We start from the raw sequence: 13802 nt of genomic DNA on the forward strand, positions 1-13802 counted from the left end.
TAGAATATATAAACATCTTTTATTGATGCCGTTCAAGGAAATCTAAGATCAATCGATTCACTTTGATTTCATTTTCCTTTTTAGAGAATCCATGTCCTTCATCTTCTAAAACTAGATACTCCACTTCTACTCCTTTTTCCCTCAAGGATGCAACAATTTGATCAGATTCAGCTTTAACGACTCGAGGATCATTTGCACCTTGGATAACAAGCATGGGTTTGGTCATTTGGTTAAGATAGGTGATCGGGGAATCCTTTGTTAATCGTTCTTTATCAACTTCAGGATCTCCTAACCAACGAGTCATAATTGGTTTCCAATGCTCAGGAACAGAATCAATAAAGGTAAATAAATTACTTGGCCCAAAGATATCGACTGCCGCTCTGAAATATTCTGGATGACGCCCTGCTAATAGTAAGGTCATATAACCACCATAGCTACCACCAACAACAAATAACTTATCTCGTGCTGAGATACCCTGATCAAATAACCACTCAATACCAGCAACGCAATCTAAACGAGGGCCTTCCCCCCAATCGCCTTCTACTAGCTTTGTAAAGCTTGCTCCATAACCGGTACTTCCTCTAAAGTTGGGGGCAAATATCGTGTAGCCTCGGCCTAATAGGAATTGAAATAATCCTCGGAAAAATTTACGTTCAGCAGCTTGTGGACCTCCATGTGGCCAAAAGATCGTATATCCATTTGCAACCTCTGGCTTTGCTTTAAATAATAAGGCCTCGATTTCCAATCCATCAAAGGAAGGATAACGTACAACTTCAGGATCAACCATGTCTGATTCAGGAACACCTAAAACTCGATTGTCAGTAAGAGGATGCCATTCTCCATTTTCTTCTCTTTTAAAAATATTAAATGGTCTTGTTGCACTACGCCCTAATAGATAAAGGTTGCCGCTATCAGCCACAGTAAACTGCTGGATATTGTCTACAGGCGTGTTAATCGGCGTTAGAATTTTATTGTCGATCTGATAAGCATAGAATTGGTCTGTAACGCCTTTTTCCGTTACGATGTATAAAGTTCTGGTTTTTTCATGCCATTTGATTCCGGTAACATCCTCTTTCTTCAACTTCAAAATAGTGGCAAATTCTTTCGTTTCTAGATTAAAGGACGCTACATAAGAAAACTCTTCTTCAAAATTTGTTACGAAATAAATGGTTGACTCATCGATATAAAGAGCATCTGTTGCTGTATGAACTTTTTCTGGGGATGGAGTTAAACAAAAGACTTCATCACCAACTTTTACATATGCAACAACATAAGTGTTTGCATACATTTTGATATAAACATAGCTTTTCTCCTCAGGACTGGTTGTCACTAAATAGGTTGTTGTTTCATCCCCTTGAAATAATAATTGATCCTCTTTTGTTACTAGGTTGTAAAGCCGAGCATCAAGGAAGTTGGGGTTTTCCTTGTTTGTCATATAATAGAGCCGTTCTCCATCTTTAGATAGTTCAGCAAAGAAATATTTTTCCTTCCTATCACCTGTTAGTATTGGGAAAGGTTTTCCTCCCTCTACAGGTAAGGCATAAATTTGATAATTTTCATCGCCATCATGGTCAAAACCCGTAAGGAAAAAGCGATTCTTTGGATCGATTTTAATAAAGCTGCTATTTTGATCATGATAAGTAAGTGGATATGGATAGGTCTGTGGCAAATCCATTGCCCATAAATTAAATTTCCCATTCATGTTGGTACTAAAGATTAATTTACTTTCATCTTTACTTATTGCAAACTGAGAAATGACATAAGTTCGAAAGAATTGTTCTACATCTGGTTTAGGAAATGAAATCATTTATAATCCCCTTTCAGAAATTAGATATTTTTGTGAAAAACCTTAAACAATATATTCTTCATTAGGGGAATTATTCCTCTATTCGTGGAACATCATAGGATGAATAAATCTAGAGATAAAAGGAAAAATTTATCTATGTGACATGAACAACTAAATGAGGAGGATAAAAAAGTGAGCGAATATCATTACACAGTTACAACAAATAAGACTGTAGAGCAAACCATTCAGGATTTAGAAAACGTCTTAAAAGAAGATAAGTTCGGTATCCTATGGAAGTTCGAAATCCATAAAAAATTAGCTGAGAAGGGGTTAAATGCCTCTAAAAATATTACTGTTCTTGAAGTATGCAACCCTGAAGAGGCACATGGGATGTTAGAAAAAGACCCAATGGCTAGTTATTTTCTCCCTTGTAAAATGGTAGTTACTGAAGAAGGGGATCACACGAAGGTGGGTTTAGTACGGCCAACCACGTTAATTGGTCTCATGGAGCAAGAAGGATTAAATCAAGTCGCCAAAAATATAGAAGATCGTTTAATTCACTCGATCGATAAAGCAATTTAAAGATTTTGAAAACAACAACAATTAAAATAGATAAAAAGAATGGCGTGTGATGAACAGATTGCACGTCATTTTTGTTTATCAAGGGATAAACTGCTATAATATGTTTGTTACTTAGTTTGAAAGGAGACAAAACAATGAATATCAAACAATACGCAAATGCACCAGAGATGCAAATCGATCCTGATAAGGAATATGTAGCAACCATACATACAAATAAAGGAGATATTAAGATCAAGTTATTTGCAAATGGAGTCCCAAAAACAGTAAATAATTTTGTTTTTTTGGCGAAAGATGGTTATTATGATGGGGTAAAATTTCACCGTGTCATTGAAACCTTTATGATTCAAACTGGTGATCCACTTGGTAATGGAATGGGAGGTCCGGGGTATTCCTTTGAAGACGAATTACCACCAGTTAAAGCCTATGAGCCAGGAATCGTTGCGATGGCAAATGCCGGCCCTAACACCAATGGCAGTCAATTCTTTATTTGTAGTGGTCCAGATAGTACCTTTCTTAACCAGCATCCTAACTACACCGTTTTTGGTGAAGTGATTGAAGGAATGGATACGGTAAATGCCATCGCTAGTGTACCAGTTGGGCCTTCTTTTGGTGGTGAAATGAGTAGCCCTAAAGAAGCGGTATATATGAAAAATGTAAAAATAGAGGAAATGTAAATAAACTTATAATCTTAACAAAAAGATAAACATCCATTATGCTTATGTAAAAGAGAAAAAAACAACAATCGAGGTGACTGTCATGTCATTGTCAGATGAATTATTAAATATTGCACCTATTGAATTTTCAGGGATAGAAGATGAGAATCTTAAACAACAGATCATTGAAGCATTGATGGAGGTTAATGACCCTGAAATTCATATTGATATTGTAAATCTTGGTTTAGTTTATGGTGTTCATTTGGATGAAGAAAAAAATGTTGTCGTTAGAATGACACTTACAGCAATGGGCTGCCCATTAGCGGGTTCTATTTCAATAGATGTCCAAAATGCATTAGCCGGGATTGAAGGAATAAATAAGATCGCTGTAGATATCGTTTGGAATCCTCCTTGGGATAAAGATCGTATGTCAAAATATGCAAAGATGGCATTAGGTATCAGATAAAATGTGGAATCAATGAAAACCTAGTAGGCCATGGTACTAATTGACAAATCCCTATATCCGTGTTATTTTTACTATAAAGGGGAGTAGCTAATAAGCAACAAAGTCGTCAAGACAGGAAATTTTTCCTCGGCTTTGTTCACAACTTCATTTATGTTGTTAGCAAGACCTTTATCTAAGAAGATAGAGGTCTTTTTACATGTTTTTATCTTTTTAGGTAATGATAAAAAGTGGGGGTGTACAGATAGATGGACGTAACAGGGATACAGTTCTTAAGTAGCTTACTTAGTATTATTATGATTGATATCGTTTTAGGAGGAGACAATGCAATATTAATTGCCTTAGCCACCCGAAAGTTACCTAAAGGTCAACGAAAAAAAGCTATTTTTTGGGGAGTTATTGGGGCAATCGCCATCCGTGCAGGGTTAACTGCTATAGCAGTTTATATACTAGAAGTTCCCTTTATTAAATTAATCGGTGGGGTTTTACTTATCTGGATTGCATACAAATTATTGGTTGATGAAGATCAACATGAAGATGTTCAATCAGGAAATAATGTTTGGGAAGCAGTAAAAACCATTATTATTGCAGACTTATTGATGGGGATCGATAATGTATTAGCGGTTGCTGGAGCTGCACATGGCCATCCAGTGTTAGTGGTTCTAGGTTTATTAATTAGTGTTCCTATTATCGTTTGGGGAAGCACTATTATCTTACACTTTATTGAAAAGTATCCTATTATCGTTTTCATTGGGTCTGCAGTCATTGCTTGGACATCCGGTACAATGATTGTTGAAGATCGGTTGGTTCATGAAAACCTGATTCAAAAGCTTCCATATCTTGAATATATTATTCCGATTCTGATTATCTCATTCGTTATTGGAATGGGATATTGGAAAAGAAAAAAGGATGAATCCTACAATCGTGTATAAATGATGATCGTTAAGACTGTTTATTTGATAAACGGTCTTTTTTTCTTTATTTCACTCAGGTATGATATGGAAAAAGACAAAAGGTAAAAGGTGATAAGGGATGATCATTGGCATCGGAATTGACTTGGTTGAAATACCTAGAATCAAAGGAATCATTGAAAATAAAGGAAGTCACTTTCTTCAAAAGGTTTTTACCCAAAAAGAATTAGCAGGAGCCCCTTTAAATCCACAAAGAAAAATAGAGTATTTAGCAGGAAGATTTGCAGGAAAAGAGGCAGTAGCCAAAGCCTTTGGTACGGGGATTGGAAAACAATTAAATTGGAAGGATATTGAAATCAGTTCATTAGATTCAGGAAAACCAATCGTAGTGATCAAATCGACGGAAGTAGAGAAAGAAAATCTTACCATACATATCAGTATTTCTCATACAAAAACAATAGCAATCGCAAAAGTTATTATAGAACAAATATAGACAGCCTGCATATCTGTCCAAATTCGGACATACATATATAACGCAGTGAAAAAAGGAGGAGGAAAAGTGTTTCTGGTAACTGCAGAAGAAATGCGTGAAATTGACAGGAAGACGATTGAAGAAATTGGTATTCCAAGTATCGTTTTAATGGAAAACGCCGGAAGTCAAGTAGCGAGAGAAATGATGCAATTTATTTTCAAACCGGCAAAGATTGTGATTCTTTCCGGTCATGGGAATAATGGAGGGGACGGTTTTGTTACAGCTAGGCATTTGGGGAATCATGGTTATGACGTTCAAACTTGGTTAATTGGCAGTCCTGAAAAATTCACACCTGAAACGACGATTCATTTTAATGCACTTATTCAATCTGGATATAAAGTAAACATATTTAGCCAAGACAATGAACTGGAATTAAAGGAAAGTTTGATCAAAGCAGACATCATTGTAGATGCCTTATTGGGGACAGGTGCAACAGGAGGACTCAGGGAGCCATATAAATCAATCATCCAATTTGTAAATCAGACGAATGCAACGAAAGTGGCCATTGATATTCCCACGGGAGTGAATAGCAATACAGGAGAAGTGGTTGAACTTGCCTTAATTGCCGATTATACCATTACCTTTGCCTTACCTAAGATTGGGCAATATCTCTATCCGGGTACAGAGTATATAGGGAAACTAAAGGTAGTAGATATTTCAATCCCTTCTATTGTGATTAAGGAAGTTGACCCAAGAATCAGCCTTTTATCTCAGAACGACCTTCGTACACGTTTACCCATCCGCAAAAGAAATAGTCATAAAGGGACTTATGGTCATGCTTTTATCATAGGTGGCTCTAAAAATATGCCAGGTGCTATTACACTTGCAACAATGGCCGCTTTACGTACTGGTGCTGGGTTAACTACCTCAGCTGTACCAGCTTCAATCCAACCCATGGTGTTCTCTAGAGTCCCTGAAGCCATTTGTATTGCAATGGATGAAGATTCGACAGGACATTTTGCACTAAATAGTATAGAAGCTCTCCGATTAGAAGAAAAAAATTATACAGCGATCGGCATTGGCCCAGGAATTGGCCAATGGGAATTAGGGCTGGAATGGTTTAAAAAACTCCTTTTATCCATCAATCTTCCAATGATCATCGATGCAGATGGATTAAACCTCCTATCAAAGGAGATAGGTCTACTCGATCAACGAAAAAGTGAAACGATTCTTACCCCCCATCCAGGAGAGATGGCACGACTTATCAAACGAGATGTTGCCTATGTAGAAAAAAATCGAATCAAGGTTGCTAAAGAATTCGCATCTCAATATGGGGTTTATCTGCTGTTGAAAGGGGCGCATTCCCTTATCGCAACTCCAAATGGAGATTTGTATCTCAATCCAACTGGGGGGCCTGAACTAGCCAAGGGTGGTTCAGGTGATGTTCTAACAGGAATGATAACAGGATTCGTTGCTCAAAAATTACCGATCCTAGATGCAGTGATGTTAGCCGTCTATCTTCATGGGATTGCTGGAAATCTTGCTAGTAAACCTTCTAATTATAGTACAATCGCTACAGATGTAATCGACAAAATAGGTTTTGCCATGTCTACTTTGTCAAATCACGTCGATGCGTTACCGACACATTTCCCAGGAAATTGACAAGTTATTTGAATTTGTCGAATTAGAGGGGGAATATATAAAATGCGTCGAGCTAAATGGTTATTTGCTTTAGTTATCATTTTGCTTCTCTTCTCATCTGGTTGTGGACAAAAAAGTGCTGATGATATCGTTGGAGATTTAGAAGACACCTTAGATTCTTTAAATAGCTATAAGGCGATTGGAACAATGAATATAAAAACAGGCGAAACGACTCAAGAATACTCGGTAGAGGTTTGGTATAAACAGCCTAATTATTACCGAATTGCACTAAGTAATGCCAATTCTCAAGTAACACAAATCGTTCTAAAAAATGATGAAGGTGTCTTTGTCTTAGATCCTTCTTTAAACAAAAGCTTTCGCTTTAAAAGTGATTGGCCAGAATCAAATGGTCAAGTTTACTTATTTCAATCTCTTGCTAAAAGTGTAATTGAGGATGGAGAGCGTGTTTTTTCTGAAGAAGAAGATCATTATGTTTTCCAAATAAAAGGGAACTATCAAAATCAAACACTAAGCCAACAAAAGGTTTGGTTTGATAAAGATCTTCGCCCAATTAAAGTTGAAATTTTTGATCCTAATCAGACACAACTTGTGACCATGGAATTTACAAACTTTGAATTCGATGTTGAATTTGAAGATGATGCGTTTGATATGCAACGTAATTTGACAGGATGGGATCTAAGCTCTATGCCAACATTAGCCAACACAGACAATAGTAAGAGTTTTGGTATTATTGAACCAAGTTATATACCTTCTGGGGTAACAAAACAGGCTCCTCAAGTCATCAATCAAGGCGAAGATAGAAAAGTGGTTATTAAATATAAAGGTGAATTTAATTACAATCTCACAGAGTCAAGACCAAAAGCAATCAGCGCTTCAGCACCAGATTCTGCAAAAGCAGATATTATCGATCTTGGATATGGATTAGGTATCCTAACAGACATGGATGAAATAAGAACCCTTTCCTGGACATACGATGGTGTTGAATTTAAATTAACAGGTGATTTGCCTGCAGAAGAAATGGTTTCTGTTGCACAATCAGTATTTGAGCAATCAGGTAAATAATCAAAGTTCATAAAAAATATTTTTGGGCGGAAGAACCGCCCTTATTTTTTTCCAATTTTCCCATTTAAAAGAGATGCACGGACAACGGAGAACGTTGGAATATACAAATCTTAAGAAGACGAATGTTGACAAAAGAGCAAAGAAAAGACTAAGATTGGCGATAGAAGTAAATGAGATGGGTGTGAAGATTGTGGAAGAGATTCGACAAGAAAAACCAAGTTATCTGACATTATTTTTACGAAAGTCTCCAAGAGTAAAAATTGTAGAATCTTTAGTTTTTGTTTTTTATATATTAACTTTAATTGTAATCGTAGGATATAATCATCCTTCATTTAAAATCTACGCTGTTATCGGTGCCGTCTTTATTCTGCTGATCCAGCCATTTTTTTATCAATTGCTTTATCGACCACTATATATTTTAACGAATGTTGACTTAAGAATTAGAAAGGGGAATCAGCAAACCATCATTCCTTTGGTGCAAATTGAACCTGCTTATGATTTACGTCATTTTTACAAAATCAAAGGAAAAAAAACAGCGTTAGCCGTTTCTGATGAGTTTTTAAAAACGTTAGAAGAGCAAATTGCAAAAGCTAAAAGATAGAAGGTGCATAAGGTGGAACACTCTTTTTATCGTCCAACTATTGCTGAGATTGATTTAGATGCTGTAACCCATAATGTCCATTTTTTCAAAGAACGGATTCCTCATTCAATGACAATACTTGCAATCGTTAAGGCTGATGCTTATGGCCATGGTGCGGTACCTATTGTTAAGCATTTGCAATCGATTGGAATACATTATTTTGCGGTTGCTTTTATAGATGAAGCCATCGAATTAAGAAAGGCAGGCATCATGGATCCCATTCTTATCTTAGGACATACCTCGATATCTGCTGTTGAAAAAGCCTTTGAATATGATATAACCCTTACAGTTTTTACTAAAGAAATAATCAAGCAGATCCATCTTGTAGGAGAAAAACAAAAAAAGAAATTGAAAGTTCATATAAAGGTAGATACCGGAATGGGGAGAATTGGGGTTTTCCCTGAAGAAGCACTAACCTTTTTTCATGAATTAAGAAAATCTCCTTGGATTGAGATTGAAGGGGTCTTTACTCATTTTGCCACAGCAGATGAGGAAGATAAAACATTTACGCAAAAGCAATATAAGACATTTATGACTGTTGCAGAAAAAATGAAATCAATCCAAGATATACGTTTTGTCCATGCTTCTAATAGTGCTGCGATGATTGATATGCCTAATCTACAACAAACAATGACACGGCTAGGAATTAGCTTGTATGGATTACTTCCTTCAAAGAATGTAAAGATTTCAAATCATCATTTAAAGCCAGTGATGTCGATCAAATCCAAAGTAGTGTATTTAAAAAAGGTTTTTAAAGGACAATCGGTTAGTTATGGTGCTACATTTGTAGCTCCAAGAGATACAATGGTTGCAACGATTCCAATCGGATATGCAGATGGCTTTTCAAGGGGGTTATCCAATAAAGGATTTGTTCTAATTCGTGGAGAAAAAGCTCCTGTGATTGGCCGTGTTTGTATGGATCAAATCATGATTGATGTAACCGATATTCCATTGGTTCAAGTGGATGATGAAGTAGTCATTTATGGCACGCAAAATGGACTGTCGATTCAAATGGATGATCATGCAGAACAATTAGGTACGATTAACTATGAGTTAGCTACACTCGTAGGAAAGAGGATCCCGCGAATTTATTTAAAGGATGGCCAAATTGATGCTGTGATCAACAACTTATGGAGATAGGTGATGTAATGAAGGCCAAGATCCCATATTTTGTTGCTTTAATACCGATTGTATTAACGGTTGCATTTCTCATGATCACTGTATTTCTTTTAGATATTCCCTTATTTATTCCATTACTATTTGGCTATTTTTTAACGGTTCTTATTGCCATGATTTATCACATAAAGGTTCAATCTCTATGGATAGCTTCAATTAGCGGAATTCGCTCTATCTCGATGATAATTGTCATCCTTGTTTTAATTGGTATCTTAATTGCAATCTGGTCTAGTAGTGGTACAATCGATGCTCTTGTCTATTATGGTTTAGCTCTAATTCATCCAAACTATTTGGTCTTCATTAGTTTTATTGTGAGCTCTTTGATCTCCATGCTTTTAGGAACTTCTGTGGGAACCTCTAGTACAGTAGGCGTTGCTTTTATGGGGATGGCACACCATTTGGGGATTTCTCCTTCTCTTGTTGCAGGGGCTTTGGTGTCCGGAGCATTTGTTGGGGATCGGACCTCCCCCTTATCTTCAGCAGCACAAATGAACTCACTAGTTACGGATACCAACTACTATGAAAATATCAAGGAACTGCTAAAAACACTGATTCCAGCAATGATGATTACCTCAATTTTCTATTTATTTATAGAAAGTGGGATAGATAGCATTGGTGGAGGGGCAGATTTTGTTGTTGGACAAGCAAGGAGAGAAATAGTTAGTTTATATGGCACATTATCCCTTTGGTTACTTTTGCCCCCTTTAGTTATCATGATTTTAGCTTTTTTTAAAATTTCAACACGATTAAATTTGTTAGCAGGTATTCTGATTGGGGCTGTCTTAGCATATATATTTCAAGGAAGGGATGTCTTAGAATTAGGCCAATATGCTCTCTTCGGATTTAATCATCCAAATGGGAAATTATTTGGCGGAGGATGGAATATGTTTAACCAAATCCTTCTTATTGTTGTTGCTGGTGCCTTTTACGGGGTTTTAGATTCATCAGGCATTTTATCAATCATTTTAGATAAAATGACAAAATCGATGAAAAATGAATTATCAGTTGTTCAAAAAACAATGGGAATCAGTATTGCATCAGCTGCCCTATCTTCTACCCAGGTGATGGGTATCATTATTCCTGGAAAAGTCATGTCAAATATCTATAAAAAAATGGATATGAAGCTTACCTTATTAAATCGGATGATTTCAGATTCTGGAATGATGGTTGCAGGATTAATTCCTTGGAATTTGAATGCGATTCTTTTAGGAATAGCGTTAAATATATCTGTATTAGATTATTTACCCTATGCCTTCCTTTTAGTTGTATTGCCAATCTATAGCTATTTGCACTATTGGTGGGGTTTTGCTAAAAAGGAAAAAACTACTGGCAGGAAAATTGCAAAAAATATCGAATAATAGTGTATAATAGTATTTTGTATAGTATTGTTTTCCTACTGCTTTTTATCAAGTATATTTTTGCATGAAATTCGACATAATGGTATTATTAAAAAGAAATGATTATTGTTATCTTGTTCTCGTGATATTTGTTGGGGGTGCTTAGACTGTGGCCAGTACAAAACGTATTATGATCACCTTACCTCAAAATCTTTTACAAGAGGTAGATGGAGTAGTGAGAAAGGAAAATTTAAATCGTAGCGAATTGATACGGGAAGCAATGAAATTGTATCTCCAAGAGAGAAGAAAAAGATCCATTCGTGAAAGTATGCAAAAAGGTTATATGGAAATGGCTAATATTAACCTTAACCTTGCCTCTGAATCTTTTGTTTTAGAGGATGAGGCTGATACAGCTTTGGACCGCTTAGTAAGCGGGGTGTAAGTCTTGATTGTTAAACGTGGCGATGTTTTTTTGCGGATCTTTCCCCTGTGGTTGGATCAGAACAAGGGGGAATTCGCCCTGTTTTAATCATACAAAATGATATAGGGAATCGCTTCAGTCCGACCGTCATCGTCGCAGCTATTACAGCACAGATTCAAAAGGCAAAATTACCTACACATGTCGAGATTGATGCGAAGACATATGGGTTTGATCGTGATTCTGTTATTTTATTAGAACAGATTCGAACCATTGATAAGCAAAGATTAACAGATAAGATCACACATCTAGATGAAGAAATGATGTTAAAAATCAATGATGCCTTGCAAATTAGTTTAGGAATGATAGACTTTTAAAGAGGGTTAAACCCTCTTTTTTTAATGAGAATAAAGGGAGAAATGTAAATGGAATCATTACAATTTATGACACGTCAAATTGGGGAAGAAATGCATTTAAAAGAAGAACAAATAAAGCAGGTCATATCTTTATTGGATGATGGCAATACCATTCCTTTTATTGCGAGATATCGAAAAGAAATAACTGGGCAATTGGATGAAACCCAATTAAGGGAAATTGCTGAGAGAATTACTTATTTAAGGACATTATATGATCGAAAACTAGAGGTTATACGTCTTATTGATGAACAAGGGAAGTTAACGGAAGAATTGCGAATACAGATTGAACAAGCCACCAAATTACAACAAATAGAGGACCTATATCGCCCTTATAAGCCTAAACGAAGAACGAGAGCGAGTATTGCTAAAGAAAAAGGATTGGAACCATTTGCTTCTATTTTGTTGGATCCAAGCAAAGTGGACCAAATTGAAGAGATAGCACTTCAGTTTATCAATCCAAATCAAGAAGTAGGCTCAATCGAAGACGTGATACAAGGTGGACAAGATATTATTGCAGAAATGATTTCAGACGATCCTTCAGTTAGACAATGGATCAGAGAAGAAACTTTAAAACATGGGGTACTCATCGTACAAGCAAAAGATAAACAACAAGAAAGCGTCTACGAAATGTATTACGATTATCAAGAACCAGTAAAAAGCATCAGAAGTCACCGAATATTAGCCATCAATCGTGGAGAAAAAGAGGATTTTATAAAAGTTAAAATACATATGGAAGAAGAGTCTATTTACAAACACATACAAAAAAAGTTTACTCCACTAACAAATTTTAAGAAGTTACCTGAAAGGCTTCTTCTGGTTATTGAAGATAGCTATAAACGATTGATTGCACCTTCAATAGAAAGGGAAGTTAGACAAATTTTAACGGAAAAAGCAGAGGAACAAGCAATACATATTTTTTCAGCTAACCTTAGACAGCTTTTATTACAACCTCCGATTAAAGGGAAAATGGTTCTTGGGGTGGATCCAGCTTATCGAACTGGTTGTAAGCTTGCAGTCATCGATCCAACCGGTAAAGTAGAGGATATAAGAGTGATTTATCCAACTCCACCACAAAATAAAATAGAGGAGTCTAAAAAGCAACTAAAGGAGTTGGTCGATCGATTTCAGATCGAATTAATTGTAATTGGCAATGGGACGGCTTCGAGAGAAACAGAACAATTTATTGCTGATTTTATTCGAGAAATGGAGCAAGATATCTTTTATTTGATTGTCAATGAAGCTGGAGCAAGTGTATATTCAGCTTCTGAATTAGCAAGAGAAGAATTCCCTGAGTTGGATGTATCAGAGCGTAGCGCGATCTCGATTGCTAGAAGAATACAAGATCCATTAGCAGAGCTTGTAAAAATCGATCCCAAATCAGTTGGTGTTGGTCAATATCAGCATGATGTATCTCAAAAGAGATTAGAAGAAAGTTTGAAACAAGTGGTCGAATCCGTAGTAAACTACGTGGGAGTAGATGCAAATACCGCTTCAGTTTCTCTCTTACAATATATCTCAGGTATGAATAAGACAGTAGCCAAAAATTTGGTAGCCTACCGTGAAGAATATGGGAAATTTAATTCTCGTGAGGAATTGAAAAATATCCCTAGATTCGGAGCCAAAACGTATGAGCAAGCAATTGGGTTTTTAAGAATTGATGGAGACAATCCATTAGATAAAACCTCTATTCATCCTGAATCTTATCAAGTTGCCTACGATTTACTTGACTATATAGGGTATCCTGTTCATGACATCGGTAGCGAAAAAATAAAAGAAAAACTAAAGGAAATACAAGTAGATGCATTAAGTCAACATTTACAAATTGGAATACCCACTTTGAAGGATATCATAGAGAGTTTAATTCGCCCTTTTAGAGACCCGCGAGACGAATTACCAAAACCGATCCTGCTAAAAGATATTTTAAAAATTGAAGATTTAAAACCAGGAATGCATTTACAAGGTACTGTTCGTAATGTTGTCGATTTTGGCGCATTTATAGATATTGGTGTGAAAGAAGATGGGCTAGTTCATATTTCGGAATTAAGCGATCATTATGTGAAACACCCATTAGATGTTGTTTCTGTTGGAGATATCGTCGATGTTAGGGTTCTTCAAATCGATGTTTCGAAAAAGAGAATCAGCCTTACGATGAAAAATCAAGGGAAATAGTTGCTGATATGGGAAATGAAAGAAGCGGCCTATGAAGGTCGCTTCTGTTCCAAGT

Annotated in this window: 13 protein-coding genes and 1 pseudogene; 13 read left to right on the forward strand and 1 reads right to left on the reverse strand. The window is 36.2% G+C overall.

All coding sequences use genetic code 11. The annotated features are described in order from the left end of the window. Nucleotides 1-19: 19 nt before the first annotated feature. Nucleotides 20-1807 carry a S9 family peptidase gene (locus tag U473_RS13685; RefSeq protein ID WP_068727785.1) on the reverse strand — a complete coding sequence of 596 codons (1788 nt, stop codon included), beginning with the start codon at nt 1805-1807 and terminating at the stop codon, nt 20-22. 171 nt (nt 1808-1978) lie between these two features. On the opposite strand from U473_RS13685, the gene U473_RS13690 reads away from it, so the two are divergent. From U473_RS13690 to U473_RS13750, 13 genes and pseudogenes are all read left to right on the forward strand, one after another. Beyond that, nucleotides 1979-2368 carry a DUF302 domain-containing protein gene (locus tag U473_RS13690; RefSeq protein WP_068727788.1) on the forward strand — a complete coding sequence of 130 codons (390 nt, stop codon included), beginning with the start codon at nt 1979-1981 and terminating at the stop codon, nt 2366-2368. Between the two features lie 134 nt (nt 2369-2502). After that, nucleotides 2503-3042 carry a peptidylprolyl isomerase gene (locus U473_RS13695; protein WP_201024228.1) on the forward strand — a complete coding sequence of 180 codons (540 nt, stop codon included), beginning with the start codon at nt 2503-2505 and terminating at the stop codon, nt 3040-3042. Nucleotides 3043-3124: 82 nt separating this feature from the next. Continuing rightward, the gene (locus U473_RS13700) at nt 3125-3487 is read left to right on the forward strand and encodes a metal-sulfur cluster assembly factor (protein WP_068727790.1); all 363 of its coding nucleotides are present in this window, start codon (nt 3125-3127) and stop codon (nt 3485-3487) included. A gap of 245 nt (nt 3488-3732) precedes the next feature. Next, nucleotides 3733-4416 carry a TerC family protein gene (locus U473_RS13705; protein ID WP_068727792.1) on the forward strand — a complete coding sequence of 228 codons (684 nt, stop codon included), beginning with the start codon at nt 3733-3735 and terminating at the stop codon, nt 4414-4416. Nucleotides 4417-4516: 100 nt separating this feature from the next. Further along, entirely contained in the window at nt 4517-4888 is a 372-nt protein-coding gene (gene acpS / locus U473_RS13710; RefSeq protein WP_068727793.1) for a holo-ACP synthase, read from the forward strand. 66 nt (nt 4889-4954) lie between these two features. Further along, nucleotides 4955-6529, forward strand: coding sequence for a bifunctional ADP-dependent NAD(P)H-hydrate dehydratase/NAD(P)H-hydrate epimerase (locus tag U473_RS13715; RefSeq protein ID WP_068727795.1), 1575 nt, complete (start codon nt 4955-4957; stop codon nt 6527-6529). Between the two features lie 42 nt (nt 6530-6571). After that, a complete protein-coding gene (locus U473_RS13720; RefSeq protein ID WP_068727797.1) occupies nt 6572-7591 on the forward strand; it encodes an outer membrane lipoprotein-sorting protein in 1020 nt (339 codons plus the stop codon). Nucleotides 7592-7685: 94 nt separating this feature from the next. Then, nucleotides 7686-8192, forward strand: a complete 507-nt coding sequence (locus tag U473_RS13725) for a hypothetical protein (protein WP_068727799.1) — start codon at nt 7686-7688, stop codon at nt 8190-8192. Nucleotides 8193-8204: 12 nt separating this feature from the next. After that, nucleotides 8205-9371 carry an alanine racemase gene (alr, locus tag U473_RS13730; RefSeq protein WP_068727801.1) on the forward strand — a complete coding sequence of 389 codons (1167 nt, stop codon included), beginning with the start codon at nt 8205-8207 and terminating at the stop codon, nt 9369-9371. A gap of 8 nt (nt 9372-9379) precedes the next feature. Beyond that, nucleotides 9380-10765 carry a Na+/H+ antiporter NhaC family protein gene (locus tag U473_RS13735; protein WP_161937338.1) on the forward strand — a complete coding sequence of 462 codons (1386 nt, stop codon included), beginning with the start codon at nt 9380-9382 and terminating at the stop codon, nt 10763-10765. Nucleotides 10766-10934: 169 nt separating this feature from the next. Further along, nucleotides 10935-11186, forward strand: a complete 252-nt coding sequence (locus tag U473_RS13740) for a CopG family ribbon-helix-helix protein (protein ID WP_068727888.1) — start codon at nt 10935-10937, stop codon at nt 11184-11186. A gap of 3 nt (nt 11187-11189) precedes the next feature. Then, a pseudogene (locus U473_RS13745) lies at nt 11190-11539 on the forward strand (type II toxin-antitoxin system PemK/MazF family toxin). Nucleotides 11540-11587: 48 nt separating this feature from the next. Then, a complete protein-coding gene (locus U473_RS13750) occupies nt 11588-13747 on the forward strand; it encodes a Tex family protein (RefSeq protein ID WP_068727805.1) in 2160 nt (719 codons plus the stop codon). Nucleotides 13748-13802 lie beyond the last annotated feature (55 nt).

Source organism: Tepidibacillus decaturensis, from assembly GCF_001561915.1.
Classification (GTDB): domain Bacteria; phylum Bacillota; class Bacilli; order Tepidibacillales; family Tepidibacillaceae; genus Tepidibacillus_B; species Tepidibacillus_B infernus.

Bases quoted from the DNA above. Each gene is read 5' to 3' on its own strand.
- U473_RS13685 (WP_068727785.1), bottom strand. From the start codon at position 1,807: ATGATTTCATTTCCTAAACCAGATGTAGAACAATTCTTTCGAACTTAT.
- U473_RS13695 (WP_201024228.1), top strand. From the start codon at position 2,503: ATGAATATCAAACAATACGCAAATGCACCAGAGATGCAAATCGATCCT.
- U473_RS13700 (WP_068727790.1), top strand. From the start codon at position 3,125: ATGTCATTGTCAGATGAATTATTAAATATTGCACCTATTGAATTTTCA.
- U473_RS13705 (WP_068727792.1), top strand. From the start codon at position 3,733: ATGGACGTAACAGGGATACAGTTCTTAAGTAGCTTACTTAGTATTATT.
- acpS (WP_068727793.1), top strand. From the start codon at position 4,517: ATGATCATTGGCATCGGAATTGACTTGGTTGAAATACCTAGAATCAAA.
- U473_RS13720 (WP_068727797.1), top strand. From the start codon at position 6,572: ATGCGTCGAGCTAAATGGTTATTTGCTTTAGTTATCATTTTGCTTCTC.
- U473_RS13735 (WP_161937338.1), top strand. From the start codon at position 9,380: ATGAAGGCCAAGATCCCATATTTTGTTGCTTTAATACCGATTGTATTA.
- U473_RS13740 (WP_068727888.1), top strand. From the start codon at position 10,935: ATGATCACCTTACCTCAAAATCTTTTACAAGAGGTAGATGGAGTAGTG.
- U473_RS13750 (WP_068727805.1), top strand. From the start codon at position 11,588: ATGGAATCATTACAATTTATGACACGTCAAATTGGGGAAGAAATGCAT.